This window comes from Bradyrhizobium sp. USDA 4538 (genome assembly GCF_024171045.1).
Classification (GTDB): domain Bacteria; phylum Pseudomonadota; class Alphaproteobacteria; order Rhizobiales; family Xanthobacteraceae; genus Bradyrhizobium; species Bradyrhizobium australafricanum.
In genome coordinates this window covers 2893870-2919716 of sequence record NZ_JALJZE010000001.1, presented here as the reverse complement: position 1 = coordinate 2919716, position 25847 = coordinate 2893870, and the positions used below count along the sequence as shown (strand labels likewise).

The 25847-nt window shown below is 64.6% G+C and carries 32 protein-coding genes; 17 read left to right on the top strand and 15 right to left on the bottom strand.

Features of this window, described 5'->3' with window-relative positions; genetic code table 11:
• Positions 1-211: 211 nt before the first annotated feature.
• Positions 212-667, bottom strand: coding sequence for a helix-turn-helix domain-containing protein (locus J2R78_RS13045; RefSeq protein WP_253604759.1), 456 nt, complete (start codon positions 665-667; stop codon positions 212-214).
• 133 nt (positions 668-800) lie between these two features.
• Between J2R78_RS13045 and J2R78_RS13040 the strand changes: the two genes are divergently transcribed.
• The 3 genes from J2R78_RS13040 to J2R78_RS13030 are packed head-to-tail and all read left to right on the top strand — an operon-like array spanning position 801 to position 2357.
• Complete coding sequence (locus tag J2R78_RS13040; RefSeq protein WP_253604757.1) at positions 801-1193, top strand: DoxX family protein; 393 nt, start codon at positions 801-803, stop codon at positions 1191-1193.
• Between the two features lie 10 nt (positions 1194-1203).
• Positions 1204-1722, top strand: a complete 519-nt coding sequence (locus J2R78_RS13035) for a hypothetical protein (protein WP_253604752.1) — start codon at positions 1204-1206, stop codon at positions 1720-1722.
• Positions 1723-1757: 35 nt separating this feature from the next.
• The gene (locus J2R78_RS13030; RefSeq protein ID WP_253604751.1) at positions 1758-2357 is read left to right on the top strand and encodes a TlpA disulfide reductase family protein; all 600 of its coding nucleotides are present in this window, start codon (positions 1758-1760) and stop codon (positions 2355-2357) included.
• 118 nt (positions 2358-2475) lie between these two features.
• Here J2R78_RS13030 and J2R78_RS13025 read toward each other — a convergent pair whose 3' ends face one another.
• The gene (locus J2R78_RS13025; RefSeq protein WP_076832351.1) at positions 2476-3024 is read right to left on the bottom strand and encodes an invasion associated locus B family protein; all 549 of its coding nucleotides are present in this window, start codon (positions 3022-3024) and stop codon (positions 2476-2478) included.
• A gap of 12 nt (positions 3025-3036) precedes the next feature.
• Positions 3037-3327 carry a hypothetical protein gene (locus J2R78_RS13020; RefSeq protein ID WP_143029702.1) on the bottom strand — a complete coding sequence of 97 codons (291 nt, stop codon included), beginning with the start codon at positions 3325-3327 and terminating at the stop codon, positions 3037-3039.
• Positions 3328-3609: 282 nt separating this feature from the next.
• Between J2R78_RS13020 and coxB the strand changes: the two genes are divergently transcribed.
• From coxB to J2R78_RS12975, 9 genes are all read left to right on the top strand, one after another.
• On the top strand, positions 3610-4449 hold the full coding sequence (gene coxB, locus J2R78_RS13015) for a cytochrome c oxidase subunit II (RefSeq protein ID WP_026191935.1): 840 nt from the start codon (positions 3610-3612) through the stop codon (positions 4447-4449).
• An 81-nt stretch (positions 4450-4530) separates the two neighbouring features.
• Positions 4531-6147, top strand: coding sequence for a cytochrome c oxidase subunit I (ctaD, locus tag J2R78_RS13010; RefSeq protein WP_253604749.1), 1617 nt, complete (start codon positions 4531-4533; stop codon positions 6145-6147).
• 64 nt (positions 6148-6211) lie between these two features.
• Positions 6212-7150: a heme o synthase gene (locus J2R78_RS13005; protein WP_253604747.1), complete on the top strand. Its 939-nt coding sequence runs from the start codon at positions 6212-6214 to the stop codon at positions 7148-7150.
• A 37-nt stretch (positions 7151-7187) separates the two neighbouring features.
• The gene (locus tag J2R78_RS13000) at positions 7188-7352 is read left to right on the top strand and encodes a hypothetical protein (protein ID WP_028334632.1); all 165 of its coding nucleotides are present in this window, start codon (positions 7188-7190) and stop codon (positions 7350-7352) included.
• A gap of 5 nt (positions 7353-7357) precedes the next feature.
• Positions 7358-7987: a cytochrome c oxidase assembly protein gene (locus J2R78_RS12995; RefSeq protein ID WP_253604746.1), complete on the top strand. Its 630-nt coding sequence runs from the start codon at positions 7358-7360 to the stop codon at positions 7985-7987.
• A gap of 55 nt (positions 7988-8042) precedes the next feature.
• Positions 8043-8939: a cytochrome c oxidase subunit 3 gene (locus J2R78_RS12990; protein ID WP_057016083.1), complete on the top strand. Its 897-nt coding sequence runs from the start codon at positions 8043-8045 to the stop codon at positions 8937-8939.
• Positions 8940-9003: 64 nt separating this feature from the next.
• Entirely contained in the window at positions 9004-9390 is a 387-nt protein-coding gene (locus J2R78_RS12985; RefSeq protein ID WP_253604745.1) for a DUF983 domain-containing protein, read from the top strand.
• On the top strand, positions 9387-10157 hold the full coding sequence (locus tag J2R78_RS12980) for an SURF1 family protein (RefSeq protein ID WP_253604744.1): 771 nt from the start codon (positions 9387-9389) through the stop codon (positions 10155-10157). The genes J2R78_RS12985 and J2R78_RS12980 overlap by 4 nt, the downstream gene beginning before the upstream one ends.
• 60 nt (positions 10158-10217) lie before the next feature.
• On the top strand, positions 10218-10769 hold the full coding sequence (locus tag J2R78_RS12975) for a GrpB family protein (RefSeq protein WP_253604743.1): 552 nt from the start codon (positions 10218-10220) through the stop codon (positions 10767-10769).
• Positions 10770-10824: 55 nt separating this feature from the next.
• Here J2R78_RS12975 and J2R78_RS12970 read toward each other — a convergent pair whose 3' ends face one another.
• Both J2R78_RS12970 and J2R78_RS12965 read right to left on the bottom strand, forming a co-directional pair.
• Positions 10825-12423, bottom strand: coding sequence for a DHA2 family efflux MFS transporter permease subunit (locus J2R78_RS12970; RefSeq protein WP_253604742.1), 1599 nt, complete (start codon positions 12421-12423; stop codon positions 10825-10827).
• On the bottom strand, positions 12423-13694 hold the full coding sequence (locus J2R78_RS12965) for an HlyD family secretion protein (protein ID WP_375167025.1): 1272 nt from the start codon (positions 13692-13694) through the stop codon (positions 12423-12425). The genes J2R78_RS12970 and J2R78_RS12965 overlap by 1 nt, the downstream gene beginning before the upstream one ends.
• Before the next feature lie 204 nt (positions 13695-13898).
• Here J2R78_RS12965 and J2R78_RS12960 point away from each other — a divergent pair, with 204 nt between their 5' ends.
• The gene (locus tag J2R78_RS12960; RefSeq protein WP_253604741.1) at positions 13899-14615 is read left to right on the top strand and encodes a TetR/AcrR family transcriptional regulator; all 717 of its coding nucleotides are present in this window, start codon (positions 13899-13901) and stop codon (positions 14613-14615) included.
• Positions 14616-14620: 5 nt separating this feature from the next.
• Here the strand turns inward: J2R78_RS12960 and J2R78_RS12955 are convergent, their stop codons facing one another.
• The 3 genes from J2R78_RS12955 to J2R78_RS12945 all read right to left on the bottom strand — a co-directional run bounded on the left by J2R78_RS12955 (position 14621) and on the right by J2R78_RS12945 (position 17457).
• Positions 14621-15337, bottom strand: coding sequence for a dihydrofolate reductase family protein (locus J2R78_RS12955; protein WP_253604740.1), 717 nt, complete (start codon positions 15335-15337; stop codon positions 14621-14623).
• A 122-nt stretch (positions 15338-15459) separates the two neighbouring features.
• The gene (locus J2R78_RS12950; protein WP_253604738.1) at positions 15460-16434 is read right to left on the bottom strand and encodes a magnesium transporter CorA family protein; all 975 of its coding nucleotides are present in this window, start codon (positions 16432-16434) and stop codon (positions 15460-15462) included.
• A 90-nt stretch (positions 16435-16524) separates the two neighbouring features.
• Positions 16525-17457, bottom strand: a complete 933-nt coding sequence (locus J2R78_RS12945) for a transcriptional regulator GcvA (protein WP_076832333.1) — start codon at positions 17455-17457, stop codon at positions 16525-16527.
• Between the two features lie 240 nt (positions 17458-17697).
• Between J2R78_RS12945 and J2R78_RS44755 the strand changes: the two genes are divergently transcribed.
• The 3 genes from J2R78_RS44755 to J2R78_RS12935 all read left to right on the top strand — a co-directional run bounded on the left by J2R78_RS44755 (position 17698) and on the right by J2R78_RS12935 (position 18950).
• A complete protein-coding gene (locus J2R78_RS44755) occupies positions 17698-17823 on the top strand; it encodes a hypothetical protein (RefSeq protein WP_256558579.1) in 126 nt (41 codons plus the stop codon).
• 25 nt (positions 17824-17848) lie between these two features.
• Positions 17849-18538: a glutathione S-transferase family protein gene (locus J2R78_RS12940; protein WP_253604736.1), complete on the top strand. Its 690-nt coding sequence runs from the start codon at positions 17849-17851 to the stop codon at positions 18536-18538.
• Positions 18539-18659: 121 nt separating this feature from the next.
• Entirely contained in the window at positions 18660-18950 is a 291-nt protein-coding gene (locus J2R78_RS12935) for a hypothetical protein (RefSeq protein WP_253604735.1), read from the top strand.
• Here the strand turns inward: J2R78_RS12935 and J2R78_RS12930 are convergent, their stop codons facing one another.
• The 7 genes from J2R78_RS12930 to J2R78_RS12900 all read right to left on the bottom strand — a co-directional run bounded on the left by J2R78_RS12930 (position 18951) and on the right by J2R78_RS12900 (position 25125).
• A complete protein-coding gene (locus tag J2R78_RS12930; RefSeq protein ID WP_225649370.1) occupies positions 18951-19763 on the bottom strand; it encodes a hypothetical protein in 813 nt (270 codons plus the stop codon).
• Positions 19764-19788: 25 nt separating this feature from the next.
• A complete protein-coding gene (locus J2R78_RS12925) occupies positions 19789-21177 on the bottom strand; it encodes a hypothetical protein (protein ID WP_253609813.1) in 1389 nt (462 codons plus the stop codon).
• Between the two features lie 80 nt (positions 21178-21257).
• The gene (locus J2R78_RS12920) at positions 21258-22202 is read right to left on the bottom strand and encodes a DUF1259 domain-containing protein (protein ID WP_253604733.1); all 945 of its coding nucleotides are present in this window, start codon (positions 22200-22202) and stop codon (positions 21258-21260) included.
• A gap of 44 nt (positions 22203-22246) precedes the next feature.
• On the bottom strand, positions 22247-22552 hold the full coding sequence (locus J2R78_RS12915) for a hypothetical protein (RefSeq protein WP_253604732.1): 306 nt from the start codon (positions 22550-22552) through the stop codon (positions 22247-22249).
• Positions 22553-22626: 74 nt separating this feature from the next.
• Entirely contained in the window at positions 22627-22860 is a 234-nt protein-coding gene (locus J2R78_RS12910) for a hypothetical protein (protein WP_057016095.1), read from the bottom strand.
• Positions 22861-22918: 58 nt separating this feature from the next.
• Positions 22919-24310, bottom strand: a complete 1392-nt coding sequence (gene chrA / locus J2R78_RS12905; protein ID WP_253604730.1) for a chromate efflux transporter — start codon at positions 24308-24310, stop codon at positions 22919-22921.
• Positions 24307-25125 carry a sulfurtransferase/chromate resistance protein gene (locus tag J2R78_RS12900; protein ID WP_225164497.1) on the bottom strand — a complete coding sequence of 273 codons (819 nt, stop codon included), beginning with the start codon at positions 25123-25125 and terminating at the stop codon, positions 24307-24309. The genes chrA and J2R78_RS12900 overlap by 4 nt, the downstream gene beginning before the upstream one ends.
• A 343-nt stretch (positions 25126-25468) precedes the next feature.
• Between J2R78_RS12900 and J2R78_RS12895 the strand changes: the two genes are divergently transcribed.
• Positions 25469-25825 (top strand): hypothetical protein, encoded by a 357-nt coding sequence (locus tag J2R78_RS12895; RefSeq protein WP_225164498.1) that lies wholly within the window; start codon positions 25469-25471, stop codon positions 25823-25825.
• The last annotated feature ends 22 nt before the right edge of the window (positions 25826-25847 follow it).

Below are 25847 nucleotides of genomic sequence, written 5' to 3'. Positions count from 1 at the left end.
CTGATTGCCAGTGGGGAACCCGCAGCAGGGATTTCGGGGGATTGAAGCAGAGACGAGCGGAAAACTCATCTTACAACCCGGAAACCTGTACCGGTCCCGGTTCAGGCCCGGACGGCGATCACCAAAGATAGTGGTTGGGGTGGCAAACCGGGAGTGCCTGCGGCTGTACTGTCGATCACAGTGCCCCGTCGGCGTCCTCACCTTGTCGTCATCACCTTGAGCGCCGATCCGCCTTCCGCGGCGGGCTTTCGCGCTCGGCTGCATCGCCCGATTGCGGCTTCGGCTGTGCGGTGCCCTGCGCCGAGGTCGGAAAGCCATGCTCCTGTGCCCAGCGGTACAGTTCATCGAACACCGGCTTGAGCGCCTTGGCGGACGGCGTCATCTCGTACTCAACCCGGGGCGGCACCTCGGGATAGACCGTGCGCTTGACGAGGCCGTTGGCCTCGAGATCGCGCAGCTGCGTGGTCAGCATATGCTGGGTCACGCCGGGGATCGACTGGCGCAGCTCGCCGAACCGCCGCTTGCGCTCGACCAGTTGCCAGAGGATGTCGCCCTTCCATTTTCCGGCCAGCACCGACAGCGCGCGATGAAATTGCGCCGACAGGTCGCCGTTGCACGGTTCGGACGCCGCCGGAGGCTCGGCAGGCTCAATAGTCAGTTTTTTCATACTACCTCACAAAAAGCATCCTACTTGTTCTTTTCATCTTACTCCCGAATTTAGACCACCGAAAGCCGCGGGCCAGCCGCCATCGGTCGGGCGGCCGCGCGGTCCGGCCTTACGAACAACTTGGGAGTCATCTATGTCAGTTGCAGTTGCCGCGGCGCCGTCGCGCTGGAAATCCGTCAGCCTCTGGGTCGTCAGGGGACTGCTCGCTTTGGCCTTTGCCGCCGCGGGCGCCGCCAAGCTTTACGGCGTGCCGATGCTGGTCGAGGAATTCGAGCATATCGGGCTCGGTCAGTGGTTCCGCTATTTCACCGGATCGCTGGAGCTGCTCGGCGCGATCCTGATCCTGCTGCCCCCGGTCGCGGCGTTCGGCGGCGTGCTGCTGAGCTGCATCATGGTTGGCGCCACCATCAGCCATCTTTTCGTGATCGGCGGCTCGCCGGTGCCCGCCCTCGTGCTGCTGACATTGAGTGTGATCGTCGCCTACGCCAAGCGCAGCCAGTTCGCCCTGCTCGCGAGCGCGCCGTGAGGCGAGCGCGATGCGCGTCTCTCTCCGCAAGCTGATGGTCGTGACCGGGCTGGTGCTGGCCTTCGCGGTGCCGTTCGCCGCGACAATGCTGCTCACCGGTTCGGTCGCGGCGGTCTCGAAACCCGAGCCCAAGAAACCTGAGTCCAGCAAGCCGGAGCCGCGCATGCACCGCCTGGTGCTGCCGATCAACAGCGACGACCCGACCACGATGCGGGCGCTGATCTCGACCGCGCTCAACCTCCCGAAACATTATCGGGAGCGCAACGAGCCGTTCGAGATCGAGGTCGTCGCCTACAATGCTGGCGTCCACATGCTGCGCGCCGATACCTCGCCGGTGAAGGATCTGCTCCGGGTGACGAGGGGGCTCACGCCCGACATCCGCTTCGTGGTCTGCGAAGCCACCAAGCTCGGCATGGAGCGCGCCGAGGGACATCCGCTGGTCCTGCTCGATCATGTCGACCTGGTGCCGAACGGGCCCGGGCGCATCATCGAATTGCAGGAAGCCGGCTGGTCCTACATCCGGTCCTGAGCGATGCAGCGATCAAGCCAAGCGGAGAATTTGTCATGACGTCAGCTCACGTACCGACGCGCCGTGCCGTCGTCGCCGGCATGATTGGCGCCGGCGCCTCGCTCGCAATGCCCACCGGAGCTGTGCTCGCAGCGTCGGGACCGCCGCAATTCGGCACCATCCGGCATCAGTTCACGCAGGTCGAAGGCGCCCGCCCGGTGCCGCCGGTTGCGATCCCGGCGCTCACCGGCGGTGCGCTTGATCTCTCCGCGTTCAAAGGCAAGCTGGTGCTGGTGAATTTCTGGGCCACCTGGTGCGCGGCGTGCCGGACCGAGCTGCCGATGCTGGACCGCCTTGCCGCCAGCGGTCGTCGCGATCTCGTGGTTATCGCTGTTAGCACCGATCGCAACCGCGCGCCGGTCGCGCCCTACGTCAAGCAGCTCAAGCTGCGCCACCTCGCGGTCGGCTTCGATCCCGGCGGTCTCGTGTCGCGCGTCGACGTCGCCGAGGTCGATACGCCGTTCGCGCTGTACGGCATGCCGATCTCATTTTTGATCGGCATCACCGGACAGGTCGAAGGCTACATGACGGGTGAGGCGGACTGGCTGTCCACGGAGGCGAGCGCGTTGTTCGACTACTATGCGGGAGTCCGCTGAGATGGCTTAGCCCGGATGAAGCGCAGCGAAATCCGGGACTGGTTCATCCGCGATGAGAGCGGCCCCGGATTGCGCTGCGCTCCATCCGGGCTACGCTTTCCTGTGCCGCTCGGCGCCCCTAGGGCAATTTGTCATACCCCTCCGCCAGGCCATTCAGGCTGAGCGGAAAGCCGATCCCTTCCTCGGGCGTCTCGAAGATGATGAAGGTCGCGGTCTTGGCGTTCTTGAGCTGGCCGAGCAGCTTGTCGTCCATCACGACCTCGGCGACGCAGCCATTGGGCAGGCACCTGACAAAACCGGCGCGGCCGACGTCCTGATTGTCGAGCTTGAGGCCGAGGCCGGAGGGCAGCAGCACGCCGAGCGGGGCGACCACGCGCATCAGGCGGCTCTTCTGGTCGGCGGTCTTCAGCACGATCACGGTCAGGCCGGCATTGGAGCGGTCCTCCGCTACCACGCTCTGGATCAGCGCGCATTGCTCGGCCTGGGCGCCGGGCGGAGTGTCGCAGCGGATCTGCCAGTCGCCATGGACCGAGCGCACCGCGCCTTGCGCGTTCGCCGGCTGGGTCAGGCCAAGAGAAAGGCCAAGAGAAAGGCCGAGGCAGAGGGCCAGAATCGCGAGGCCGCCGAGCCGGCTGGCCATCGTCAAACGAATGTTCGAAGCGCCCATCCGGGTCGATCCTTATAGATGTTCGGTCGGTCCGGCCGTCCGGCCGCCGGTAGCACGCGCGCCACGATGCGCTTCCCGGAAGCGAATCATGATCTCATCTTCTTGTTTGAGCATGATCTTTCGGAAAACCGGTTTCCACTCTTCCGGATCATGCTCAGGCGTCGACTGATACCGCAATGACGGCGCCTTGAAGGCGATCGTGAAGCCATTCTCGCGCCGGATTGGGGCAGCCCGCAGCGAATCAGGTTCCTGTGCGCTGCCCTGTCTGTGGGTACATCCGGTAATCCCCCTGTCAAGCGGCATGGACAATTGGTCCAAGTGCTTTCGCTTGATTTTGCGGGAAAAATCGCAAGCGGCAGCTTCATCGCAGGCGCATGGCTTTCGGCCCCACTACTGCATTGCGAGCGCCGGAGAATTATGGTTTGAGAGGCTGGATTTCGACGCGTTCTAGCGATCTGGCTCCCGTACCCACCTTGACTCAGAGACGGGTATGTCCGGAAGGCCGTTTGTCAGGGCGGATCGTGCTGCATTTTCGGCCACATGCCGGGGGTGCTTTGGGGAATAATGCAAGGGAGCGCGAGCGGCATGAAGATGTCGATTGGCCGGTTGGGCAGGCAATTGCTGGGGTTGGCGGTGGCGGGTGTGGCGTCTGTCGCCGCGGGATCGGCCTTCGCCGAAATGGGGCAGCCGGCGCCGTGGGAGCACACGCTGCAGGAAGGCGTGACCCCGGTGATGGAAAACATCATCTGGTTTCACAATTTCCTGCTGGTGCTGATCACCCTGATCACGCTGTTCGTGCTCGCGCTGCTCATCATCGTGGTGGTGAAGTTCAACGCCAGGGCCAACCCGGTCCCCTCCAGGACCACCCACAACACGCTGATCGAGGTGGCCTGGACGCTGATCCCGGTGCTGATCCTGGTCGGCATCGCGGTGCCGTCGTTCCGCCTGCTGTTCCTGGAGCTCGACGTGCCGAAGCCGGATCTCACGGTGAAGGTCACCGGCAAGCAGTGGTACTGGTCCTACGCCTATCCGGATAACGGCAAGTTCGAGTTCGACTCGCTGCTCGACAAGGACAAGCAGCCGCGCCTGCTCGGCGTCGACAACGAGATGGTGGTCCCGGTCAACAAGGTGGTGCGGATCCAGACCACCGGCGCCGACGTGATCCACTCCTTCGCGGTGCCGGCCTTCGGCGTGAAGATCGACTCGATCCCCGGCCGCCTCAACGAGAGCTGGTTCAAGGCCACCAAGACCGGCGTGTTCTACGGCCAGTGCTCGGAACTGTGCGGCAAGGACCATGCCTTCATGCCGATCGCGGTCAGGGTCGTGAGCGACCAGGAATTCGCGACCTGGGTCGAAGGCGCGAAGAAGAAGTTTGCGACCAACCCGGCGAATTCCTACGCCTCGGCTGGTCAGGCGGCGCAGTAAGCCTCACGGCTTACGGCGCGGATGGAATAAGGGCGACGGGACCGCAAGGTCCAAGAGGGACTGCAAGGCAGGATTTTGAACATGGCGACAGGCGCAGCGACACACGACGATCACGCCCATGACGATCACGCCCACCATCCGACCGGATGGCGGCGTTATCTCTACTCCACGAACCACAAGGACATCGGTACGATGTACCTGATCTTTGCGGTGATCGCGGGCATCATCGGCGCGGCGATGTCGATCGCGATCCGTGCCGAGTTGATGTATCCGGGCGTCCAGATATTCCACGAGACGCACACCTACAACGTGTTCGTGACCTCGCACGGTCTGATCATGATCTTCTTCATGGTCATGCCGGCGATGATCGGCGGCTTCGGCAACTGGATGGTGCCGCTGATGATCGGCGCGCCGGACATGGCGTTCCCGCGCATGAACAACATCTCGTTCTGGCTGCTGCCGGCCTCGTTCGCGCTGCTGGTGATGTCCACCTTCGTCGAGGGTGAGCCGGGCGCCAACGGCGTCGGCGCGGGCTGGACCATGTATGCGCCACTGTCGACCTCGGGCCATCCGGGACCGGCGGTCGATTTCGCGATTCTCTCGCTCCATCTCGCGGGTGCCTCGTCGATCCTCGGCGCCATCAACTTCATCACCACGATCTTCAACATGCGCGCGCCGGGCATGACCCTGCACAAGATGCCGCTGTTCGTGTGGTCGATCCTGGTTACCGTGTTCCTGCTGCTGCTGTCGCTGCCGGTGCTCGCCGGTGCGATCACCATGCTGCTGACCGACCGCAATTTCGGCACCACCTTCTTTGCGGCTGACGGCGGCGGCGACCCGGTGCTGTTCCAGCATCTGTTCTGGTTCTTCGGTCACCCCGAAGTGTACATCCTGATCCTGCCCGCCTTCGGCATGATCAGCCAGATCGTCTCCACCTTCTCGCGCAAGCCCGTGTTCGGCTATCTCGGCATGGCCTACGCCATGGTCGCGATCGGCGGCATCGGCTTCGTGGTGTGGGCGCACCACATGTACACCGTCGGCATGTCCTCGGCGACGCAGGCCTATTTCGTCGCCGCCACGATGGTGATCGCGGTGCCGACCGGCGTGAAGATCTTCTCGTGGATCGCCACGATGTGGGGCGGCTCGATCGAGTTCAAGGCGCCGATGATCTGGGCGATCGGCTTCATCTTCCTGTTCACCGTCGGCGGCGTCACCGGCGTCGTGCTGGCCAATGCCGGCGTCGACCGCGTGCTCCAGGACACCTACTACGTGGTGGCGCACTTCCACTACGTGCTGTCGCTCGGCGCCGTGTTCGGCATCTTCGCCGGCTGGTACTACTGGTTCCCGAAGATGTTCGGCTACATGTACTCGGAGCGGATCGCCAAGCTGCACTTCTGGTTCACCTTCGTCGGCGTCAACCTGGTGTTCTTCCCGCAGCACTTCCTCGGCCTGTCGGGCATGCCGCGCCGTTATGTCGACTATCCGGATGCGTTCGCCGGCTGGAACCTGATCTCCTCCTGGGGCTCGTACATCTCCGGCATCGGCGTCTTGATCTTCATCTACGGCGTGATCGATGCCTTCGTCCGCAAGGAGCAGGCCGCGAACAATCCGTGGGGCGCCGGTGCGACCACGCTGGAGTGGACGCTGACCTCGCCGCCGCCATTCCACCAGTTCGAAGTGCTGCCCCGCGTGCAGTAAGTCCACGACAACGCGGCGCACTTTAAGGGTGCGCCGCGCCTTTTGAGAGAAGCGAGACCTGATCTTGTCGGTTGTCGATCACAACGCCATCGAGCTGCCCCGGATTTCCGAGGCCGAAGTGGGCGACTACATCGCGCTGTTGAAGCCGCGCGTGATGTCGCTGGTGATCTTCACCGCGCTGGTCGGGCTGATGATCGCGCCGGTGCACGTGCATCCGGTGCTGGCATTCACCTCGATCCTGTGCATCGCGGTCGGCGCCGGTGCTTCCGGCGCGCTCAACATGGCCTATGAGGGTGACGTCGACGCCTTGATGACGCGCACCGCCAACCGGCCGATCCCGCGCGGCCGCATCACGCAGACCGAAGCGGCCGCGTTCGGCATCACGCTCGCCTTCTTCTCGGTGATGACGCTCGGCATCCTGGTCAACTGGGTGGCGGGCGCGCTGCTTGCCTTCACCATCTTCTTCTATGCCGTGGTCTACACGATGTGGCTGAAGCGCTGGACCGCGCAGAACATCGTGATCGGCGGCGCCGCCGGTGCCTTGCCGCCGGTGGTGGCTTGGGCCGCCGCGACCGGATCGCTCTCGGTCGAGCCGATCCTCCTGTTCCTGATCATCTTCTTCTGGACTCCGCCGCACTTCTGGGCGCTGGCGCTGTTCCGCAGCGACGACTATGCCCGCGCCGGCATCCCGATGCTGCCGGTGGTCGCCGGTCCCGACGCGACCCGGCTGCAGATTCTGCTCTACACCATCGTGCTGGTCGCGATCGCGCTGGCGCCGTGGCCGCTCGGCTATTTCGACGCGATCTACGGCGTCACCTCGCTGGTGCTCGGCGCCGGCATGCTGTGGCTGGCCATCGAAGTCTATCGGCGCCGCGAGGGTACGGCTGCCAACCGCGCCACGCGCCGGCTGTTTGCCTTCTCGATCCTCTATCTGTTCGCGCTGTTTGCCGTCCTCCTCGCCGGGGTCGTGGTCCGCGCGATTGCGCCTGTCTTCATCGGATAGGGAGCCGGGGGGCGAGATGGGGGCGCATGGGATATCAATGGACGAGAAACGCGAACCAGAAGGCATCGTCCTCACCGAGGCGCAGCTCAAGAGCCGCCGCCAGCGCTCGATCGCCATCGCGCTCGCGCTCGGCATCCTGGTCGTGCTGTTCTTCGCCGTCACCCTCGTCAAGGGGCCGGCCGTGCTGGTGCGGCCGCTGTGAGTGAGATGGCCAACCAGGGACCGCAGCAGGGTGAGGGCGCCAAGGTCACGCGCCGCACGCTGACGCGCGACGCCGTGGTTGCCTCGATCTGCGGCTTCGTCGTGGTGCTGATGGTCGGCGCGTCCTACGCAGCCGTGCCGTTCTACAACTGGTTCTGCCGCACCACCGGCTTCAACGGCACCACCCAGGTCGCGACCTCGGTGCCTTCGGATGCGCCGCTCGAGCGTACCATCGCGGTCAGCTTCGATTCCAACGTCGCGCCGGGCCTGCCCTGGAAGTTCGAGCCGGAGCAGAACACGATCGACGTCAAGATCGGCCAGGTGGTCACGGTCTACTACACCGTCACCAACCAGTCGGCGCGCACCACCACCGGCCAGGCGTCCTACAATGTCGCGCCGCTGACGGTCGGCGCCTATTTCCAGAAGATCAACTGCTTCTGCTTCACCGAACAGACCATGGCGCCGGGCGAAAAGCGCGAGATGGCCGTGGTGTTCTATGTCGATCCCGCGCTGGCCAAGGACAGCGAGAACGACACGCTGAAGACGATCACCCTGTCCTACACCTTCTTCCCCGTGCGCGACGCCGCGCCGAAGCCCGTGGCGGCGGGCGAGGCGGAGCAGCGCAAGGGCGGCTAGTTTTGGAATTTAAGATTTAAGACGTGCCTTGCGGCACGCGAATGGAGAGACGGCAATGGCTGAGGCGCAAGTCAAGCATCACGACTATCATCTCGTCGACCCGAGCCCGTGGCCGGTGGTCGGCTCGATCTCGGCCTTCATCATGGCGTTCGGCGCGATCGGCTGGATGCACCACATGTTCTCCGCGGCCCCGATCGTGTTCGGCGTCGGCACCATCGGCGTGCTCTACACGATGGCGAGCTGGTGGGGCGACGTGATCAAGGAAGCCCAGTACAAGGGCGACCACACCCGCGTGGTGCAGATCAGCCACCGCTACGGCATGATCCTGTTCATCGCCTCCGAGGTGATGTTCTTCGTCGCCTGGTTCTGGGCCTTCTTCAATGCGGCGCTGTTCCCGGCCGACGCGGTGCATGCCACCCGCGATGCGGTGTTCGGCTGCGGCGCCGGCACGGCGATGGGCGCCTGCTCCGTTCCCGGTACCTGGCCGCCGCACGGCATCGAGACCTTCGATCCCTGGCATCTGCCGCTGCTCAACACGCTGCTGCTCCTGACCTCGGGCACCACCGTTACCTGGGCGCACCATGCGCTGCTGGAGAACGACCGCCAGGGCCTCAAGCAGGGCCTGATCCTCACCGTGATCCTCGGTGCCCTCTTCACCTGCGTGCAGGCCTATGAGTACGCCCATGCGACGTTCTCGTTCGGCGGCAACGTCTATGGCGCGACCTTCTTCATGGCGACCGGGTTCCACGGCTTCCACGTGCTGGTCGGCACCATCTTCCTGCTGGTCTGCCTGATCCGCGCCTATGCCGGCCACTTCACGCCGAAGCAGCACCTCGGCTTCGAGTTTGCCGCCTGGTACTGGCACTTCGTCGACGTGGTCTGGCTGTTCCTGTTCATCTGCATCTACGTCTGGGGCCACGGTGCCGAGACGATGGCCCACGGCGCACACTAATTGCCGGCCGACGTGCTAAGAGGGGGCGGCCGAATGGCCGCCCCTTTGTTTTTGAAGAGAACCGATGACCGATACCCAGCCGACCGTCACTGAGAGCGCACTGCGTGGCATCGCCTGCCGCTGCCCGCGCTGCGGCAAGGGCAAGCTCTATTCCGGCTTCCTGACGCTGGCGCCGCGCTGCCAGGCCTGCGGCCTCGACTTCGCCTTCATCGATTCCGGCGACGGGCCGGCGATCTTCGTGATCATGCTGGCCGGCGCCATCGTGGTCGCGGCGGCGCTGATCGTCGAGGTGAAGTACCAGCCGCCGTTCTGGGTGCATGCCGCGCTGTGGCTGCCATTGATCCTGGTTACCACGATCCTGCCGCTACGATCGATGAAGGCACTTCTGATCGCGCTGCAATTCCACCACAAGGCCGCCGAAGGCCAATTGATCGAGCGCGACCCGAAATGAATGATGTGACGACGCGCCGGCCGAACGCGGCCGGCTTCGGCATTTTCACGTTGATCCTGATCGCGGTGTTTATCGCCCTCGGTTTCTGGCAATTGCAGCGCCGGGTCGAGAAGCACGCGCGGATCGCAGCGCTCGAGGCGCGGCTGGCCGCGCCGACCGAGGCGCTGCCGCCGCCGTCGGCATGGCCGACGCTGACCTCCGCCAAGGATGAATTCCGCCGCGTGACCCTGACCGCGACCTATGCGAAGCAGCCTGACGCGATGGTGTTCAGCTCCGGCTCCGCCGTGCGCGACGACATTTCGGGTCCCGGCACCTGGGCGTTGCTGCCGGCGAAGCTCGCCAGCGGCGAGACCGTCGTGATCAACACCGGCTTTGTCCAGAACACGATGCAGGATCGCGCCTTCGAGGACCGCGTCGTCGGCCGCCTCGTCACCGGCGCGCCGGTTGAGCTCACGGGCTATATCCGCTTTCCCGAGCCGCCGGGCCGGCTGACGCCGAAGGAAGATCCGGCGAAGCGGCTGTGGTTCGTGCGCGACCATCGCGCGATGGCGCAGGCGCTCGGCTGGGGCCAGGTCGCGCCGTTCTACATCGACCTCGAGGGGCCGGTGCCCGACAGCGGCACGCCGAAGCCCGGACCGCTCAAGGTGCGGCTCAAGGACGACCACATGCAGTACGCCATCACCTGGTTCTCGCTGGCCGCTGCGGTCACGATCGCCTTCGGCCTGTGGTGGCGCGGCCACCGGCGCCGCGCCTCTGGTCGAACCTAGTCGCATCATGGTTTGATTGACCCGCGAAGGGGACTTTGCGGCAAGCAATCAGGGTGTGCCATGGAGAAATACGGCGCCGGGCCAATCGTTGTCCTGGAGTATGATCCCAACTGGCCGGCCATGTTCGAGACGGAGCGCGCGAGGATCGAGCATGCGCTCAGCTCGCTGGCCCTGGCCATCGAGCATGTCGGCAGCACCGCGGTTGCGGGCTTGCCGTCGAAGCCGATCATCGACCTGATGGTCGGTGTCCCCGGCCTCGCGGAGGCGCGGGAATGCTGCATCAAGCCGATCGAGGCGCTCGGCTACAACTACATACCGGAATACGCGGCGTGGCTGCCCGGCGAGTTGTTCTTCCGCAAGGGTCCTCCGGGCCCGTGGACCCATCATCTGCACCTGATGGAGCCATCCAATCCGCGCTGGGAAACGCTGCTGGTGTTTCGCGACTATCTTCGCGCGCACCCCGAGGCGGCCCGCGCCTACGCGGATATCAAGCAGGCCCTTGCTGCCTCCTCGAGAGAGGACATCGCGGCCTATCGCAACGGCAAAACGCGTTTCGTCGAGGAGACGACCGCGAAGGCCCGCGCGTGGCGCGCGGACCTGTCCGGTCGATAGCGCGGCTTAGCCACGCCTGCATTCTGCGGTAGCGCCATCCATGCCGGCGCCGGGATCAATGACCCATGGGGGCGGGGCCGCCGAGCTTGACCTTGCGCAAGGTCAGCGCCAGCGGGATGGCAGAGAGCGAGATCAGCATCAGGACCCAGAACGCATCCATGTAGGACAGGAACGAGGCCTGGGTCTGCACCTGCTGTCCGATCCACTGGATCGCCTGACTGTGCGCCTGCGCCAGCGAACTGCCCTGGGCGACGAAGAAGTCGGTGAGCTGGTGCAGCGTGTCCTGGTATTGCGGGCTCGACGGCGTCACCTGCTCGACCAGCCGGCTCTGGTGGAATTGCTGGCGATGCGTCAGCACGTTGGACACGATCGAGACGCCGATCGAGCCGCCGGTGTTGCGCGCCGCGTTGATCAGCGCGGAGGCCTGGTCGGTCTTCCCGGCGGGAATGCCGTCATAGGACGCCGCCATGATCGGCACGAAGATCAGCGGCAGGCCGACGCCGATCAGCATGCGCGAGCGCGCCATGAACCAGAAGCCGAGATCGCCGTAGACGTTGGTCATGCTGTACATCGAGGCGGCGATCACCAGCGCGCCGGCAACGATCAGGTATTTCGGCTGCACCCTAGCGGCGAGCCGGCCGACCGCGAACATCATCATCATGGTGACGACGCCGCCGGGCGAGAGCACGAGGCCGGCCCAGGTCGCGGTGTAGCCGAAATCCTGCTGCACCAGTTGCGGCAAGAATTGCGTGGTGGCGAGCAGGATGGCGCCGGTTGCCAGCATCACCAGGAAGCAGGCGCCGAACTGCCGGGTTGCGACCATGCGCAGGTCGATCACCGGATTGCGCCGGGTCATCTCCCACGGGATCATCAGCACGAACGCCGCGGCGCAGATCACTGCAAAGGCGATGATGAAGGGCGAGGCGAACCAGTCGTCCTCGAGGCCGCGGTCGAGCACCACCTCGAGCGCGCCGAGGAAGGTCGCGACCAGCCCGAAGCCGATGAAGTCGAACCTGTTGTCCTGGGGCTGCGCTCCCTTGGCTTTCGCGGTCGCGGGCTCCTGCAGCACGGCCGCGATCAGCGCGATCGCGAACACGCCGACCGGCGCGTTGATCAGGAAGCACCAGTGCCAGGAGAGGTTGTCGGACAGCCAGCCGCCGAGCGTCGGCCCGACCACCGGCGCCACCACGACGGCAATGCCGAACACCGCGAACGCCTGCCCGCGCTTGGCCGGCGGGAAGGCATCGGCGAGAATCGATTGCGCAACTGGCACCATGCCGCCGCCGCCGAGACCCTGCAGGATACGGAACAGCAGCAGCGCGTTCAGATTGGGCGCAAAACCGCACAGGATCGAGCTGACCGTGAAGATGCCGAGGCAGATCAGGAAGAAGGTCTTGCGCCCGAGCGTGCGGGCGAGAAAGCCGGAGGCGGTCAGGATGATGGCGTTGGACACCAGATAGGTGGTGACCACCCAGGAGGCCTCGTCCTCGCTCACGCCCATGCCGCCGGCGATATAGGGCAGCGCGACGTTGGCGATGGTGGTGTCGAGCACCTCCATGAAGCTCGCGAGCGCGACCACGATGGCGATCAGCCAGGGATTGACGGTGACGCTCGGAGCCGGAATGCCTTTGGCATCGATGGCGGCGGCACTCATCACAGCCTCCCGAGGCTCGACTTCTCAAGGCGCTCGAAGAGGGACGGCGCGGGATTGATCCGCACCGTCGGCACCACGGACATGCCCGGGCCGAGCGCGACGTCGGCCGGTGGGTTGTCCATCACGATCTTCACCGGCACGCGCTGCACGATCTTAACGTAGTTGCCGGTGGCGTTCTGCGCCGGCAGCAGCGAGAACGCTGTGCCGGAGCCCGGCTGCACGCTCTCGACATGACCCTGGATGGTGCGTCCGGGATAGGCGTCGATCTTCATCGTCACCTTCTCGCCCGGCCGCATCTTGTCGAGCTGGATCTCCTTGAAGTTCGCGGTGACCCAGGTCTGGTCGGGCACGAACATCGTGAGGTTGGTGCCGGCCTGGGCGAACTGGCCGACCGCGGCCGACAGGTTGACGACGCGGCCCGGCTGGGCGGCGGTGACCGTCGTATAGGACAGATTGAGCTTGGCCTGGTCGCGCTGCGCCTCGGCCTGGGCGAGGTTGGCGACCGCGCTCTTGCGCTGCGCCTTCAGCGACTCGACCTGGCGCTGCGCGAGGTTGAGCGTCGCCTGCGCGCTCAACAGCGCAGCCTGCTGCTGATGCAGCTGCGAGGTGAACTGCTCGGAATTCTGCACGGTGCCGTAGCCGGATTGCTCCAGATGCTGGTAGCGCGTCGCCTGCTGCTGGGCGAACACCAGCGCCGCCTGCGCCTGGTCGACCTGCGCCTGGTTGGCAGCAATCTGCGCCTGCTGCACGTCGAGCTGCGCATCGACATTCTCGATGCTGGCGCGCGCGGCAGCGACCTGCGCCTCGGCCTGCGCCAGCGCGACGCGATAGTCGCGGTCGTCGAGCCGGGCGATCACGTCGCCGGCCGCGACATGCTGGTTGTCGGTGACCGGGACGGCTGTGATGTAGCCGGAGATCTTCGGCGCCAGCGCCGACTGACGCGCGGCGATGAAGGCGTCGTCGGTGGATTCGAAATGCGCGCTGTAGTCCATGTAGAGATAGCCGCCGCCAATGGCTGCGGCGAGCAGCACGGCGCCGATCGCGGAGACGACCGGACGGCGGCGGAGAAAGCTGCGCCGTGTTGTCTTGCCGATGACCTCCAGCGGGATTGTTGCCGGCGGGGCGGGCTGCTTGCCCGCGGGATGCTCCTGCGCCGGAGCTCGTGCGGTGACCGAGGGCCGGTCAGGCTCATGGGAGGCCGGAGCCGAGGACGCCCCCTCGATACCCTCATGCCCCGGTTGGTCGCGCTCCAAGACAGTGTCTTCAAACATGATGGCGGCTCCTGCTGTCAGGCGAGGTCTGCAAGGTCTTCGCAAAAAGGAACGGGACCGTTCCGTTCTATGCGGCAAATAGTCTCGCCACGGTGCGCCGTCAATAGAAACGGAACTGTATCGTTCTATTTACAACTAGATGTGATAAGGCTATACTGCCTGATATTGCCGGCCTGACCGGCCCATCGAACCCGGGTCGATGCGATGACCACCAGCACCCTGAAGAAGCCGCGGCTACCGAAAACCAAGCCGGTCGAGGTGCGCGCCGGCCGGCCGCCGAAGGAGCTCGCCGGCGAGGTCGATGCACGCATCCTCGACGCCGCGCGCCGGGTGTTTCTGCAGCGCGGGTTCGAGGGCGCGAGCATCGATGAGATCGCGGAAGTCGCGCGCTCCGGCAAGCGGACGATTTATGCGCGCTTCCGCGACAAGCGGGCGCTGTTCACGGAAGTGGTGACGCGGGACATCCTGGCACGCATCGCCGAGTTCAAGGCCGATCCGCCGGTCGGCGCGACCATCGAGGAGCGCCTCACCAGCGTTGCCTCGACCCTGCTGCATTGGGGCTTCGATGCCGACCGGATCGGCCTGATGCGGCTCGCCATCGCGGAAGCGCACCGCTTCCCGGATCTCGCCGCCAACGTCAACCGCAGGGCGCGCGCGCTCAGCACCGAGCTCGGCATTCACCTGCTGCGCGACCTGACGCAATCCGACCAGCTCGGCAAGCTGCCGGCCTTCGCGCCCGAACACCTGCCGACGACGGCGCGGATGTTCCTCGACATCATCGCGGTGCCGATGCTGCTCCGGGCGCTGTTTGAGGTCGACCTGAAGGCGCTCGATCCCGAGATCGACGCCCATGTCGCGCGCGGCGTCGCGTTTTTCGTTGCTGCATGTCGGACCGGCTGGGTGGAGAATCCCAAGCCATAGCGTGCTTAATCCGGCGCGCGCTCCACGGCGTGACGCAGCCAGACCATGCCGCCTTCCAGCGCCTCGCAATGGGTGAGCCGCAGCGACTGACCGGCGCCGGGGCGGTCGCCGTCGGGGCCGTGATAGTCGACGATGCTTTGTGAGCCGGCGACGCCGTCGACCGCCGGAAGGATCAATGTGCTGAACTCGTCGATCAGCCCGTGCTTGAGGAAGGCGCCGTTGATCCCGCCGCCGCCTTCGAGCAGCAGCGTCTTGGCGCCGAACAGGGCGGCCAGCTGCGCCATCGCGCCCGGCAGATCGTCGCCCTTCGTGCCTGCAAAGATGTAAGACGCACCGTCCTCGCGCAGCTCGGCGAGATGCGCGTCGGACACCTGTTCGCCGAGCACCGCGACGGCGTGATCGCCGCCGACATTGTCCTTGCCGAAATGCACGCGGCCCGACGGATCGATGCCGACAGCAAGCTTGCGGCCGTTGCGGTTGCCGAGATGCGCCTCGCGCGGCAGCCTCAGTGGGTTGGCGATATGCCGCTCGGCTCCCTTGGCCATCTCGTTCATGGTGACGCGGCCGATGATCCATCCATCGGCATCGAAGCCGTCATGGATCCGTTCGTAGTGGCCGCGCAGCACGTCGGCCGGAATCCCGGCGGCGGCCTTGGTGAAGCGGCTGGGATGAAGCCGGCCGTCGATCGACGTGCCCATGTGGCAGATGATGTGGGGACGCATAGGCTGAACTCTTCGGTGCGGAATGACAGCGCCGCGGGGGCGGGTGGGGCAGCTTCAGATTTATAGACGCGCAGGCAGGTTCTCAACGCGGATAACGCGGCGGCGTTTCAACTTCGCTTGTTTTAATCGAACCAGCCGTGCCGCTTGAACCAGAGCACCGGCAGGATGCCGCTGGCGATGATCGCGGCCCAGGCCACGGGATAGCCGAAGGTCCAGCTCAACTCCGGCATCTCCTTGAAATTCATGCCCCAGACCCCGACCAGGATGGTCGGGGGAACGCCGACCACCGACACGATGGTCAGGATCTTGAACAGGTCGTTCTGCTGGATGTTGATGAAGCCGAGCACGGCGTCCAGCAGCAGCTGGATTTTGTCCGACAGCCGGGTCTCGTAGTCGCCGAGCGAGGCGACGTCCTTGGTGACAGCCTCGAGCCGGCGCTTCGATGCCGACGTGATCCATTCATTGCCGACGTCATCGGCGAAGCTCGCGACCCGGCCGACGCCGAGCAGCACGTCGCGCGCCTTCGCCAGGCGATCGGCGAGCTCGCCGATGTTCTCCAGCGCCTCGCGCAACCTGCGGCTGGAGCGCACCGGACGCTTGCTCCGCACCAGGCCGCCCTTGAAGACGCCCCGCGACAGCCTGTCGGTCTTGGCGCCGAGATGCTCCAGCACGTCGGCGCCGCGATCGATCATGGCCTCGAGCAGCGCGGTGAACACGCACATGCCGTTCTGCAGGCTCTTGTCGGTGCCGATCCGCTTCATGACGTCGTCGAAGGTGGTCAGCTGCGCGAACCGCACGGTGACCAGCACCTTTGGGCCGATCACGAAGCCGATATTGGTGATCTCGGCTTCATTGTTGTCGTCGAGCCGTACCGCCGGTGAGCTCAGATAGAGTCGGTCATGGTCGGTGATCAGGCGGCTCGACGCCTCGATCTCGCCCAACGATCGCTCGGACGGGACGCGGATGTCGAGCGCGCGCTCGACGAACTGCTTTTCGTCCTCCGTGGGATCGAGCAGATCGATCCAGATGACCTCGGGCGGCACTTCGGCGCCGATGCTCCGCCAATCGGAGGTCGCCGACCTGTACAGCTGCAGCAATGATCGGGCTCCATGCATGGTGGGTGGTGCGTCCCACGACAATCCCGAGGGCCGCAGGACCGTTCCCTGTATTTGGAAGCCTGCCGGCCCTCACTTCAATCGATGAGAGGTTCCGCCGAGCTTTCTAAGCCGGCGCAGGTCGCTTGCGGCCTCCGAGAGCAACCAATCGCGAAACGTCACGATCTTCGGCAGGCTTGCGGTCGCCTTCGGGCAGAGGATCCAGTAGGTCTTCGACAATGGCAGCGACTGCGGAAACGGCCGCGCCAGATGGCCGTTGATGAGGTCCCACGCCGCCAGCGTGGTGCGCGCGAGCGCAATGCCTTGCCCATTGATGGCGGCATCAATCACCATGCTGGCGCGATTGAGGACCGGGCCATGCGTGGCGGCAGCATCGTCAAGTCCCGCATCCTGAAGCCAGTTCTTCCAGTCGGCGCGACTGTCCATATGGATCAGCGGAAATTTCAGGATGTCAGCGGGGTTGTTGAGGCGCCGCTTGCCGGACAACAGCTTTGGGCTGCACACCGCAAATAGCCGCTCCGGGCTCAGCCGCACCGCGTCAAGCCCCGGCCAGTTGCCGTCGCCATGGCGCACCGCGAGATCCACTTCCTCGCGCGCGAAATCGACGTGGTGCAGCGTGGCGGAGACGCGCAGGTCGATGCCGCTATGCGCCTCAACAAAGTGGCCGAGCCGGTGCACGAGCCATTTCGCGGCAAAGTCCGGCGACGTCGATACGGTCAGCACGCCGGTATTCTGCCGCTGCAATAGCCGCTCGGTGCCGATGGCGATGCGGTCGAGCGCGTCGCGCACGACAGCGAGATAATCGCGCCCGGCCTCGGTGATGATCAGGCGCTGGCGCTCGCGGTTGAAGAGCTTTATTGCGAGCTCCGCTTCCAGTGCTTTCACCTGATGGCTGACGGCACCCTGCGTGACACAAAGCTCTTCGGCCGCGCGCGTAAAACTCTCGTGGCGCGCGGCGGCCTCGAAGGCCTTCAGGGCATTGAGTGGCGGCAGGCGTGGGCGCATCGCACGACTTCATGAGAAAAATTAGGGCAGGCACGAGAAACGATGCTTTGCGGCAAACCGCCCCGCACGATTATTGAACAGCTCCACTGAAGCATTTCAAGCAATTTGGAGCCTGTCGTGTCCGTCCTTTTAACCGATACATGGTCGATCCCGCCGGTGCCCGCCGCGGACCCGGCCACACCACTTCATCAATTCGGCTCAGGAACGTCGCCAGGCGCTCCGCGCCCCGGATGGTGGAGCTTGCTTGACCGGCCGTTTCAGCGCATGGCGCTACGCGCGATCGCCGACGACCCGCATCTGCTTCGCGATCTCGGCCTGACGCGCGAGCAGGCGCTGCGCGAGGCCTCCAAGCCGTTCTGGCGCTGAGACCAAATCAGAAAGGAGAAAACGGATGTCCGATCCGATCGTCTACGGTTTCCCACGCAGCAGTTTTGTCAACATCGTCCGCTTGATCCTGACGCACAAGGACGTCGCTTACCAATTCCGCGACCTTGAACCGGTCATGGGCAAGCCCGATCACCTGGCGCTGCACCCGTTCAACCGTGTCCCAATTCTGAAACACGGCGATCTCACCGTCTACGAGACGAGTGCGATTGCCGCCTATGTCGACGAAGCCTTTGGCGGCGTATCGTTGACACCGAAAGACATCAAGGCGCGGGCGCGTATGAACCAGTGGATCAGCGCTGTTAACAACTATTACTACCCCTACATGATCTATCACGTGACGCATGAGCGTCTGGTTTTCGCGGAGCTCGGCATTGCCCCCGACGAGAAGGTCGTGGCACACGCGCTACCCAAGGTCGAGACCGGGCTTGCGGTGGCCGAGCGCCAGCTTGCGCACGGCAAGGATTTTTTGCTTGGGGACGAGCTCTCGATTGCGGATTTCTATCTGCTGCCGAGCACGTTCGCCTTCAGCCTCACCGCCGAAGGGCAGTCGATGTATCCGAAATTCCCGGCATTCTGCCGCTGGCGGGAACGCATGGACAATCTGCCCGCAACGCAAAAGGTTCGCGCCGCCGTGCAGCGGGTGCCGATCGAACACGCGCGCGAATGGGCTACTTCACACCGGCCGAAATATTGACCGTCACTGTTCGCGTGCAGAGCGCCCGGTTCCGACCACCACGTGCGGCCAGAAGCCCGTTTGTTTCCGAACAAAGGCGATGACGGAGCGTTAGTGCAGAGCAAGAGGAAGGGACAACACCATGAAGAATTCTATATCGGTTGCGTTCATCTCCGCGGTCGCAATGACCTTCGCATTCGCCGGAAGCGATGCAAAAGCACAGTCCATGCCTGTCCAACAGGCCCAGCCGCCTCAGCAGTCGGAGCAAACCCGCGAGCAGGATCGCAGTCGCGCCGAGGACGTTAAGATCGGGCGTGACTGGAAGGCTCAAGGCGGCGAGAAGGACCACGCTGGCCAGGCAACACCTGACGACAGCCATCAGACTGTCGGTCGAGACTGGCGAGCCCATCCAGAGAACCGGGACCGCCAGTAGCTATCGAGACGGAATTGGCGACGCCTGGTGCGCGGCGTGACCTTCGAAGAAGGAAAGCGGAAAGCCGAAGGTCAATCCCGCACGTATCTCGTTTACCGGATGGCCTCCGGTGAGCGCGTGCCGGACCGCGATGTCGAAGCTGAGGTCGTCGCGCACACGATAGATCAGCCCGACCAACCCCGAGAACGTATCCTCTTTCCCAAACTCGTTCTCGTAGAATATCTCGGCGACGGGGCGCACCGTCCAGGTCATCGGTCCTTCGACAATAGCACCCACGAACACGTCGCCATGATGGTCGCGGGTGATGGCAGTCTCGGCATTCAAGTGAATGGTGCCCCAATCCCAGCGCTGCGAGACAATGCCGGCCAGGCTTACGCCAACGCCCGAATTGCCGGTACTGTCAGGAAGAAGGACGCCAAATTCGGTCGCAATGCTCGGACCGGTCTTGTCCTGCAGGCTACCGGGTACGACCACGTGCTTGAGAAACGCTCCGGCTGCAGTCAGGCTGGTCGGTCCGGGCGGAGAGAGCGACGTTTGTCCCTGGCCTTCGAAGACGGCTTCCCAACTCTCGCTCAGACCGTAGTTGAGAACCCAGGCCGGCGCGATCAGGCTTGTTCCGCTCTCATCACGCAAACGTCCGGCCGGCTGCAGCTCGACCTCCATCTCCCCCTTCTTGGCAACGGCGGCATCGGTGCCATCGAAGGGGCGATAAGCCGAGGCGGGGTCAGACCAGGCGATCAGTCCAAGAGCGACCATGAAGCGAGGCGCAAGGCGTCTCGAACAGCTGCGAAAGCCCCGGCTGCGTTTCCACATGCGCCGTCTCCCCACAAAGTCGATCTCAAGGCATTGGCTTGAACACCCAGATTGCTGCCGGTCCGGCAGGCCCCGCGCGGACAGCAACAAACAGACGGTCCAGCTCCGGCACAAAGAGCGATGTTCGTGCGCCCGTCGCCGTCGGCCGGCGCGCGATCAGTCGATAGGCCGCTCCATCAATCTCAAATACATCGACGTATCCAGCGCCGCAGCTCACATAAATGCGTCCGCGCTTTGCATCTACAAAGAGGTCGTCGGCATCGCCGCAAGTGCCGGTGGCTGCAATCGCCTTGCCGTCGGTCGAAAAGGCTGCAAGCTCGGCTGGGCTGCGATACACCAGGAGAACGCGACTTCGTTCGTGATCGATGGCCATCGCGAAATTACCGCCCTTGTCCAGCGGCCAGCTGGTGAGTTGTTTCCCGGAAGCAACGTCCACCACCGCGACGGTTCGCGCGTCAGGCAGATTGACAAAGATGCGCCCACTATCGGGCTGAAGCTGGAAGCTTTCCGGATGTGCCTTAAGGAGTAGGCTCCGAACCTTTGACCGCGTGGATGGGTCGACGACTGCCAGGCCACCATCGCCATAGCCGACGATGACGCGCTTGGCCGCCGCGTCGACCCGGATATTGTCGGCATCGCTGCCGAGTTCGATTCGCCCGGCCGCCTTGTACTCGTTGGCTTCGTACAGCTGCACCGATCCGTCGCGGGCGTTGGCGACGTAGAGGGTGTCGGTCGACGGCTCATAGCCGACGCCTTGGGGTTCGCTCAATCCGGTAATGGTTCGAAGCAAACTGCGCGCAGCCAGATCGACGACGCCGACGCTGTCATTGCCGAGCTCGGCCACGAACAGTCGCTGCCGCTTCAGGTCGACCGCCAGGTGATCAATCCGACCGCGGACATCGCCGAGCAGGATCTTCGTTTCGAGCTGAAGGGGCGTCTTGTCTCCTGCCGGTTCGGTTGCCGCTGCCAGCGTCGGAATGAGGGCGTCGATGCGCCGGACGATCTGATCCCGGGCCGACTCATAATCATCGATACCCAAGGGAATGCCGGACCAGTAGGTCACGTCGGCCCGTCCGTGCCGCTCGGCGGGGATCTGATCGAACGCCACCACCTGGTCTGCCGCGGCCATGTCGTCGATGGTCAGCTGTTGCGGCGTGTTGGCCGCCTCCAGACCATCGAGTGCAAGGCCATCCTGCACCCTAACCGGCACCGACCGATAAAGGTCAATGCCGCGTGAGACCGCCCTGAACCGCAATCCGCGCTCTTGGGCAGCCTTGTTGAAATAGGCCGCCGCCATCTGGCTGTTCACCACGCCGTGCAGGCAGACAAAGACAACGATCTTGCCATCGTCCGCCGGCGCCGGCCGAGCCGATGTCAGCGCGATCGCAAGCACCGTGGCGGCAATGCGCAGCATCACGTGGGCACTCCTGAGCAGCGTGCGCCACATGGACATGACCGTGAGGCTTCGCATCGTTGATCCCTCCGAGACCAGGGTCAACTTTTTGTCGTGGCCGTCTTATCGAGCGCGGCACGCAGGCCATTGGCGAGCTTGACGGCGTCGTCATTAGCCCAGAAATGCATGAAGAACAGGCGCGGCTGTTCGTCCAGCATGTGGCTGTGCAGCGCGGTGACGTCGATGCCGTGCGTCCGCAACGCCATGATGACGGGGTTGACCTCGTCATTTGTCAGCACGAAATCGCCGGTGATCGCCGCCTTGCCGCCGCCGGTCGGTTGGAAGTTGATGCCGATGTCGACGCCCATCGGGCCAACCGGGCTTAACGCCATGCCCTGTTCGGTGATCGGATCGCGGCGGGGCACGTTGAACTGATAGACGCCGCCATTGGCCTGGCCCTTGACGCCGATGATCTGATCGAGCTGTGCAGTATCGAGATCGATGGCCGGCGGCGGCGCGGTCGGCGCCGCGGCCTTGAGCGGCGTCTTGCTTTCGGCGAGGCCATCCCGGATCGCGGCGGCGATCTTGACCGGGTCGCCGTGACCGGCGACGTGCATGTAGAAGGTGGCCGGGCTCGCGCCGAGCAAATGGTTGTGCACGGCCGTGATCTGCAGGCCGTTGCCGATCATCTTCAGCATGACGGGGTTGATTTCGGATTCGAGCAGCACCAGGTCGCCCATCGCCATGACGTCGTCGTGCATGGGTTTGAAGGCGACCCAGCCGCCGAGCGCCAGCGCCGGCTTGATGGTGATGCCGTCGAGCGTCACCGTCAGATCGCTCCGCGGAAAGCCGTAGCGATGCACGTCACCGGTGACCGCGGGCTTTCTGCCCAGCATGTCGTCGACCTTCTGCCAATCGATCGCCTGCGCATGTGCCGACGAGACGAACGGCTCGGTGAACACTTGCCAGTCGATCTTTTGCGCGCTCCCGCCGGTGGCGAAGAGGCAGGCACCGACGCCGATCAGCGCCGAAATCGTATGTCGCATTGGATTGCTCCCTTGAACCTCTTTCGATGCTTCGGATCGTGGCTCTATTGCTTCGAGAGCCCGACAATGGTGCGGAACCCGGCGATGTTCTGCACCGCGATTTCGACGGGATCGCCGAAGCGGACGGCATTGAAGATCAGGCCGTCCTGGACCTTGAACGGTTCGGTCCGGTCCGGAGATAACCGGATGAGCAGCGTGTCGCTGCGTTCATCGACGCGATCGACGACGCCGCGCAGCGTCTCGCTCGCTTGCGGGTGGACCATCGCCGCTTGCATTGTAACGGCCGCGTCCTGCCGCTCATCGAGGGCGGCCGGCGCTGCCAGGGTTGCGCCCGGCCCCAGCACCGCCATGCACAGGGTCACAATTGCTCTCATCATGATTATCACTCCATCGATTAGTTGACGGCTTTCGCGCGCGCGGGCACTCAGTCCCGCTCCTTGACCTGGCCGCTGCTGTCGATCACGAGCCGCACCGGCTTGCCGTTCTTCATCGCCTTCGCCGTCGTGCCTTCGGCCGTCGACTTGACCTCGCTGATCTCGGCGTAGCCGGCGGCGCGAAGTTTTGCGACGAGTTCGTCCTGCGTCAGGGCATGGGCCGGCATGACCGCGCCCGCGATCGTCAGGACGAGAATCAAACGGGAGAGTCGTCGTGTCTGCATGGTTGTTCTCCTGGTTGTGTTGTGCTGCCCCAGGTTCTCAAGCTGCGCGCCGTTCCGCTCAGATGATACCGACAAGGCGCAGCAGTACGCCCGTGATGCAGGAGGCGGCGAGGACGCTGAGCATCCCCGCATTGAAGCGGAAGATCGCGATCGCGGCGGCGATCGACAGCGCCATCGCCGGCCAGTCGAGGCTAGCTGGCACCGGCGCGTCGAACGACAGGCCTAGCCCGTGCACAGGGAATGTTTGCCGGAACAGCGTGTGCAGCGCGAACCAGATCGACAGATTGAGGATCACGCCGACCACGGCGGCGGTGATCGCCGAAAGCGCGCCCGCCAGCGCCTTGTTGCCGCGCAGCGCCTCGATGTAGGGCGCCCCGACGAAGATCCACAGGAAGCACGGCGTGAACGTCACCCAGGTCGCGAGCAACCCGCCGAGGGTGGCGGCCAACGTCGGCGACAGCCCGCTTGCTTCGCGGAACGCGGCCATGAAGCCCACGAACTGCACCACCATGATCAGCGGTCCGGGCGTGGTCTCGGCCATGCCGAGTCCGTCCAGCATCTCGCGCGGGCTGACCCAGTGATAATAGTCGGCGGCCTGTTGCGCGACATAGGCGAGCACGGCGTAGGCGCCGCCGAACGTCACCATCGCCATCTTGCTGAAGAAGATCGCGATCTGGGTGAACACGTCGCCGGGCCCGAGCGCAATCAGCAGGGCGAACACCGGCACCAGCCAGAGCGCGAGCCAGATGGCGCCGACCCGCAAAGTGCGCGATGCGTTGGGACGGACATGGTCCGGCACCGCTTCACCGAGCATGCTGTCGATCACGGCGGAATTCTTGCCGCCATGCTCGATCGCCGCAAATTCGCTCCGGCCGAGACGTGCGCCCACCAGCCCTGTGACCGCGGCGGCGCCGATGATCAGCGGAAACGGCACGGCGAAGAAGAAGATCGCGACAAAGGCGATCGCCGCGAGCGCGATCATCACCCGGTTGCGCAGCGCGCGCTTGCCGACCCGCACCACGGCCTGGATGACGATGGCGAGCACCGCGGCCTTCAGGCCGAAGAACAGCGCTTCGACAAACCCGACATTGCCATACGCCGCGTAGATATAGCTGAGGCCCATGATGGCGAAGATGCCGGGCAGGATGAACAGCCCGCCGGCCACGATGCCGCCGAGCGTCCGATGCAGCAGCCAGCCGATATAGGTCGCCAGCTGCTGCGCCTCCGGCCCCGGCAGCAGCATGCAGTAATTGAGGGCGTGCAGGAAACGCCCCTCGGATATCCAGTTCTTCTCCTCGACCAGGATGCGATGCATCACCGCGATCTGGCCGGCCGGTCCGCCAAAGCTCAGGATGGCGACGCGTATCCAGACCAGCAGCGCCTCGTTGAAGGAGATGCCGTGCGCGGGTTCATGCCCGCGCGCTTTCGCTGTCGTTGCGACGTCGGTCATGGCTTCACCTTGCTGGTCGGCCAGTTGTGCGTCTCCTTGGTCGCGTCGCGGCACCATCGGTAGAAGGCGTCGTAGAGCAGCAGCCCGGCGCTCAACTGCTCGAGGTCGTCGTCGAACATGCGCGACAGGCCGAGCGAGGCGGCGAGCAGCCCGGGCGCCTCCGGCGAAAGCTCGAGCCGCGCGGTATCGGCCGCCCGCACCATCGTCGCGAGCCGCTCCAGCGCCGGCGTCGCGAGGCCGAATTCCTTGACCATCACGTCGAAGGTGCAGAGCTCACCGCGATGGCTCCAGAACACGTTCTCGATGTCGAACGGCGTGGCGTCGAACCGTTCGGCGACCGCCTCGACCTCCGCCGATGTGACGAACAGGAACACGGCCGCGGGATCGACGAAGCGGCGGATCAGCCATGGACAGGCGATGCGGTCGATCTTCGGCCGCGATCGCGTCACCCAGACGGTGCGGCCCCGCCCGTCGCGTTTCGGAATCTTGTCGGCGGGAACGGTCGGTAGCTCCGCTTCCCGCCAGCCGAGGTGGCCGCCCTCGAGAATCTCGGCCGCGATGTTGCTGCAGCGCAGCCAGGCGGCGGTGCCTTCGGAAAGCTTCTGTCCCTTCTGGCAGACCACGACCACGGACTGCCCGGTGAAACGGGAAGCCCAGTCCTGGACGTCGAGATGGGAATAGCGGACCGCGCCCGGAATCAGGCGCGGATCGGCAGCGAAATCTTCATCGAGACGAACGTCGACGAGCGTCGGCGCCTTCGCCGTACCGATGAGACGGGACAATTTTTCTGATGAGATCGATGTGTATGACGACATGGTGCGCCCTTGGTGACAGGACGCGATTCTTGGGCATGTCGCCTCGCGGGGAGATCGCACATCCCCGTAGCCGCATCAAAAACCCTGATTTCCGGGCTGTCAACCTGACTTTGCCAAATCCAGCAGCAATCGCCGATCGACAGTCACGAAAACTTCATCGCGCAGCTTGGAACAAGCATTCGTGGACTCTGGCCGATGGGTCATCTCTCCATCTGCGGCGAGTTGCGAATAGGAACATACAATTCGCTGCCGAGTTGCGCGGTGGCAGGGACCAACTCAGGTAGATGCCGACACCGCGATCGTGTCGCGCTCCCGCCTGCATTCATTGGAGCAATGCCGATTGATGGACAGTCATTATTGGCATGCGACGCCTGTTGCTCTTGTCGTTATGCTGCTCATCACAACAACCGGCGGCGCTCTCGCCCATGATCACCAGCACCCCGACTTGAATGGTTGGTACGAGGGCTTGCATAGCAGCAAGGGTCCCTGCTGCGATGGCACGGATGCGCAGCACATCGACGACGTCGACTGGGAAACCAGGAACGGCCATTATCGGGTGCGCATCGACGGCGAGTGGGTTGACGTTCCGAACGAAGCCGTCGTGCCCGGGCCGAACCTGTCCGGCCGACCCATCGTGTGGCCCTATTACATAGACGGTCATCCGAAGGCGCGCTGCTTCATGCCTGGCAGCATGGGCTGACGCCCGCCGCTGACATCCCGCC

Bases quoted from the DNA above. Each gene is read 5' to 3' on its own strand.
- J2R78_RS13045 (WP_253604759.1), bottom strand. From the start codon at position 667: ATGAAAAAACTGACTATTGAGCCTGCCGAGCCTCCGGCGGCGTCCGAA.
- J2R78_RS13040 (WP_253604757.1), top strand. From the start codon at position 801: ATGTCAGTTGCAGTTGCCGCGGCGCCGTCGCGCTGGAAATCCGTCAGC.
- J2R78_RS13035 (WP_253604752.1), top strand. From the start codon at position 1,204: ATGCGCGTCTCTCTCCGCAAGCTGATGGTCGTGACCGGGCTGGTGCTG.
- J2R78_RS13030 (WP_253604751.1), top strand. From the start codon at position 1,758: ATGACGTCAGCTCACGTACCGACGCGCCGTGCCGTCGTCGCCGGCATG.
- J2R78_RS13025 (WP_076832351.1), bottom strand. From the start codon at position 3,024: ATGGGCGCTTCGAACATTCGTTTGACGATGGCCAGCCGGCTCGGCGGC.
- J2R78_RS13020 (WP_143029702.1), bottom strand. From the start codon at position 3,327: ATGCCGCTTGACAGGGGGATTACCGGATGTACCCACAGACAGGGCAGC.
- coxB (WP_026191935.1), top strand. From the start codon at position 3,610: ATGAAGATGTCGATTGGCCGGTTGGGCAGGCAATTGCTGGGGTTGGCG.
- ctaD (WP_253604749.1), top strand. From the start codon at position 4,531: ATGGCGACAGGCGCAGCGACACACGACGATCACGCCCATGACGATCAC.
- J2R78_RS13000 (WP_028334632.1), top strand. From the start codon at position 7,188: ATGGACGAGAAACGCGAACCAGAAGGCATCGTCCTCACCGAGGCGCAG.
- J2R78_RS12995 (WP_253604746.1), top strand. From the start codon at position 7,358: ATGGCCAACCAGGGACCGCAGCAGGGTGAGGGCGCCAAGGTCACGCGC.
- J2R78_RS12990 (WP_057016083.1), top strand. From the start codon at position 8,043: ATGGCTGAGGCGCAAGTCAAGCATCACGACTATCATCTCGTCGACCCG.
- J2R78_RS12985 (WP_253604745.1), top strand. From the start codon at position 9,004: ATGACCGATACCCAGCCGACCGTCACTGAGAGCGCACTGCGTGGCATC.
- J2R78_RS12980 (WP_253604744.1), top strand. From the start codon at position 9,387: ATGAATGATGTGACGACGCGCCGGCCGAACGCGGCCGGCTTCGGCATT.
- J2R78_RS12975 (WP_253604743.1), top strand. From the start codon at position 10,218: ATGGAGAAATACGGCGCCGGGCCAATCGTTGTCCTGGAGTATGATCCC.
- J2R78_RS12970 (WP_253604742.1), bottom strand. From the start codon at position 12,423: ATGAGTGCCGCCGCCATCGATGCCAAAGGCATTCCGGCTCCGAGCGTC.
- J2R78_RS12965 (WP_375167025.1), bottom strand. From the start codon at position 13,694: ATGTTTGAAGACACTGTCTTGGAGCGCGACCAACCGGGGCATGAGGGT.
- J2R78_RS12960 (WP_253604741.1), top strand. From the start codon at position 13,899: ATGACCACCAGCACCCTGAAGAAGCCGCGGCTACCGAAAACCAAGCCG.
- J2R78_RS12955 (WP_253604740.1), bottom strand. From the start codon at position 15,337: ATGCGTCCCCACATCATCTGCCACATGGGCACGTCGATCGACGGCCGG.
- J2R78_RS12945 (WP_076832333.1), bottom strand. From the start codon at position 17,457: ATGCGCCCACGCCTGCCGCCACTCAATGCCCTGAAGGCCTTCGAGGCC.
- J2R78_RS12940 (WP_253604736.1), top strand. From the start codon at position 17,849: ATGTCCGATCCGATCGTCTACGGTTTCCCACGCAGCAGTTTTGTCAAC.
- J2R78_RS12935 (WP_253604735.1), top strand. From the start codon at position 18,660: ATGAAGAATTCTATATCGGTTGCGTTCATCTCCGCGGTCGCAATGACC.
- J2R78_RS12930 (WP_225649370.1), bottom strand. From the start codon at position 19,763: ATGTGGAAACGCAGCCGGGGCTTTCGCAGCTGTTCGAGACGCCTTGCG.
- J2R78_RS12925 (WP_253609813.1), bottom strand. From the start codon at position 21,177: ATGCTGCGCATTGCCGCCACGGTGCTTGCGATCGCGCTGACATCGGCT.
- J2R78_RS12920 (WP_253604733.1), bottom strand. From the start codon at position 22,202: ATGCGACATACGATTTCGGCGCTGATCGGCGTCGGTGCCTGCCTCTTC.
- J2R78_RS12915 (WP_253604732.1), bottom strand. From the start codon at position 22,552: ATGGCGGTGCTGGGGCCGGGCGCAACCCTGGCAGCGCCGGCCGCCCTC.
- J2R78_RS12910 (WP_057016095.1), bottom strand. From the start codon at position 22,860: ATGCAGACACGACGACTCTCCCGTTTGATTCTCGTCCTGACGATCGCG.
- chrA (WP_253604730.1), bottom strand. From the start codon at position 24,310: ATGACCGACGTCGCAACGACAGCGAAAGCGCGCGGGCATGAACCCGCG.
- J2R78_RS12900 (WP_225164497.1), bottom strand. From the start codon at position 25,125: ATGTCGTCATACACATCGATCTCATCAGAAAAATTGTCCCGTCTCATC.
- J2R78_RS12895 (WP_225164498.1), top strand. From the start codon at position 25,469: ATGGACAGTCATTATTGGCATGCGACGCCTGTTGCTCTTGTCGTTATG.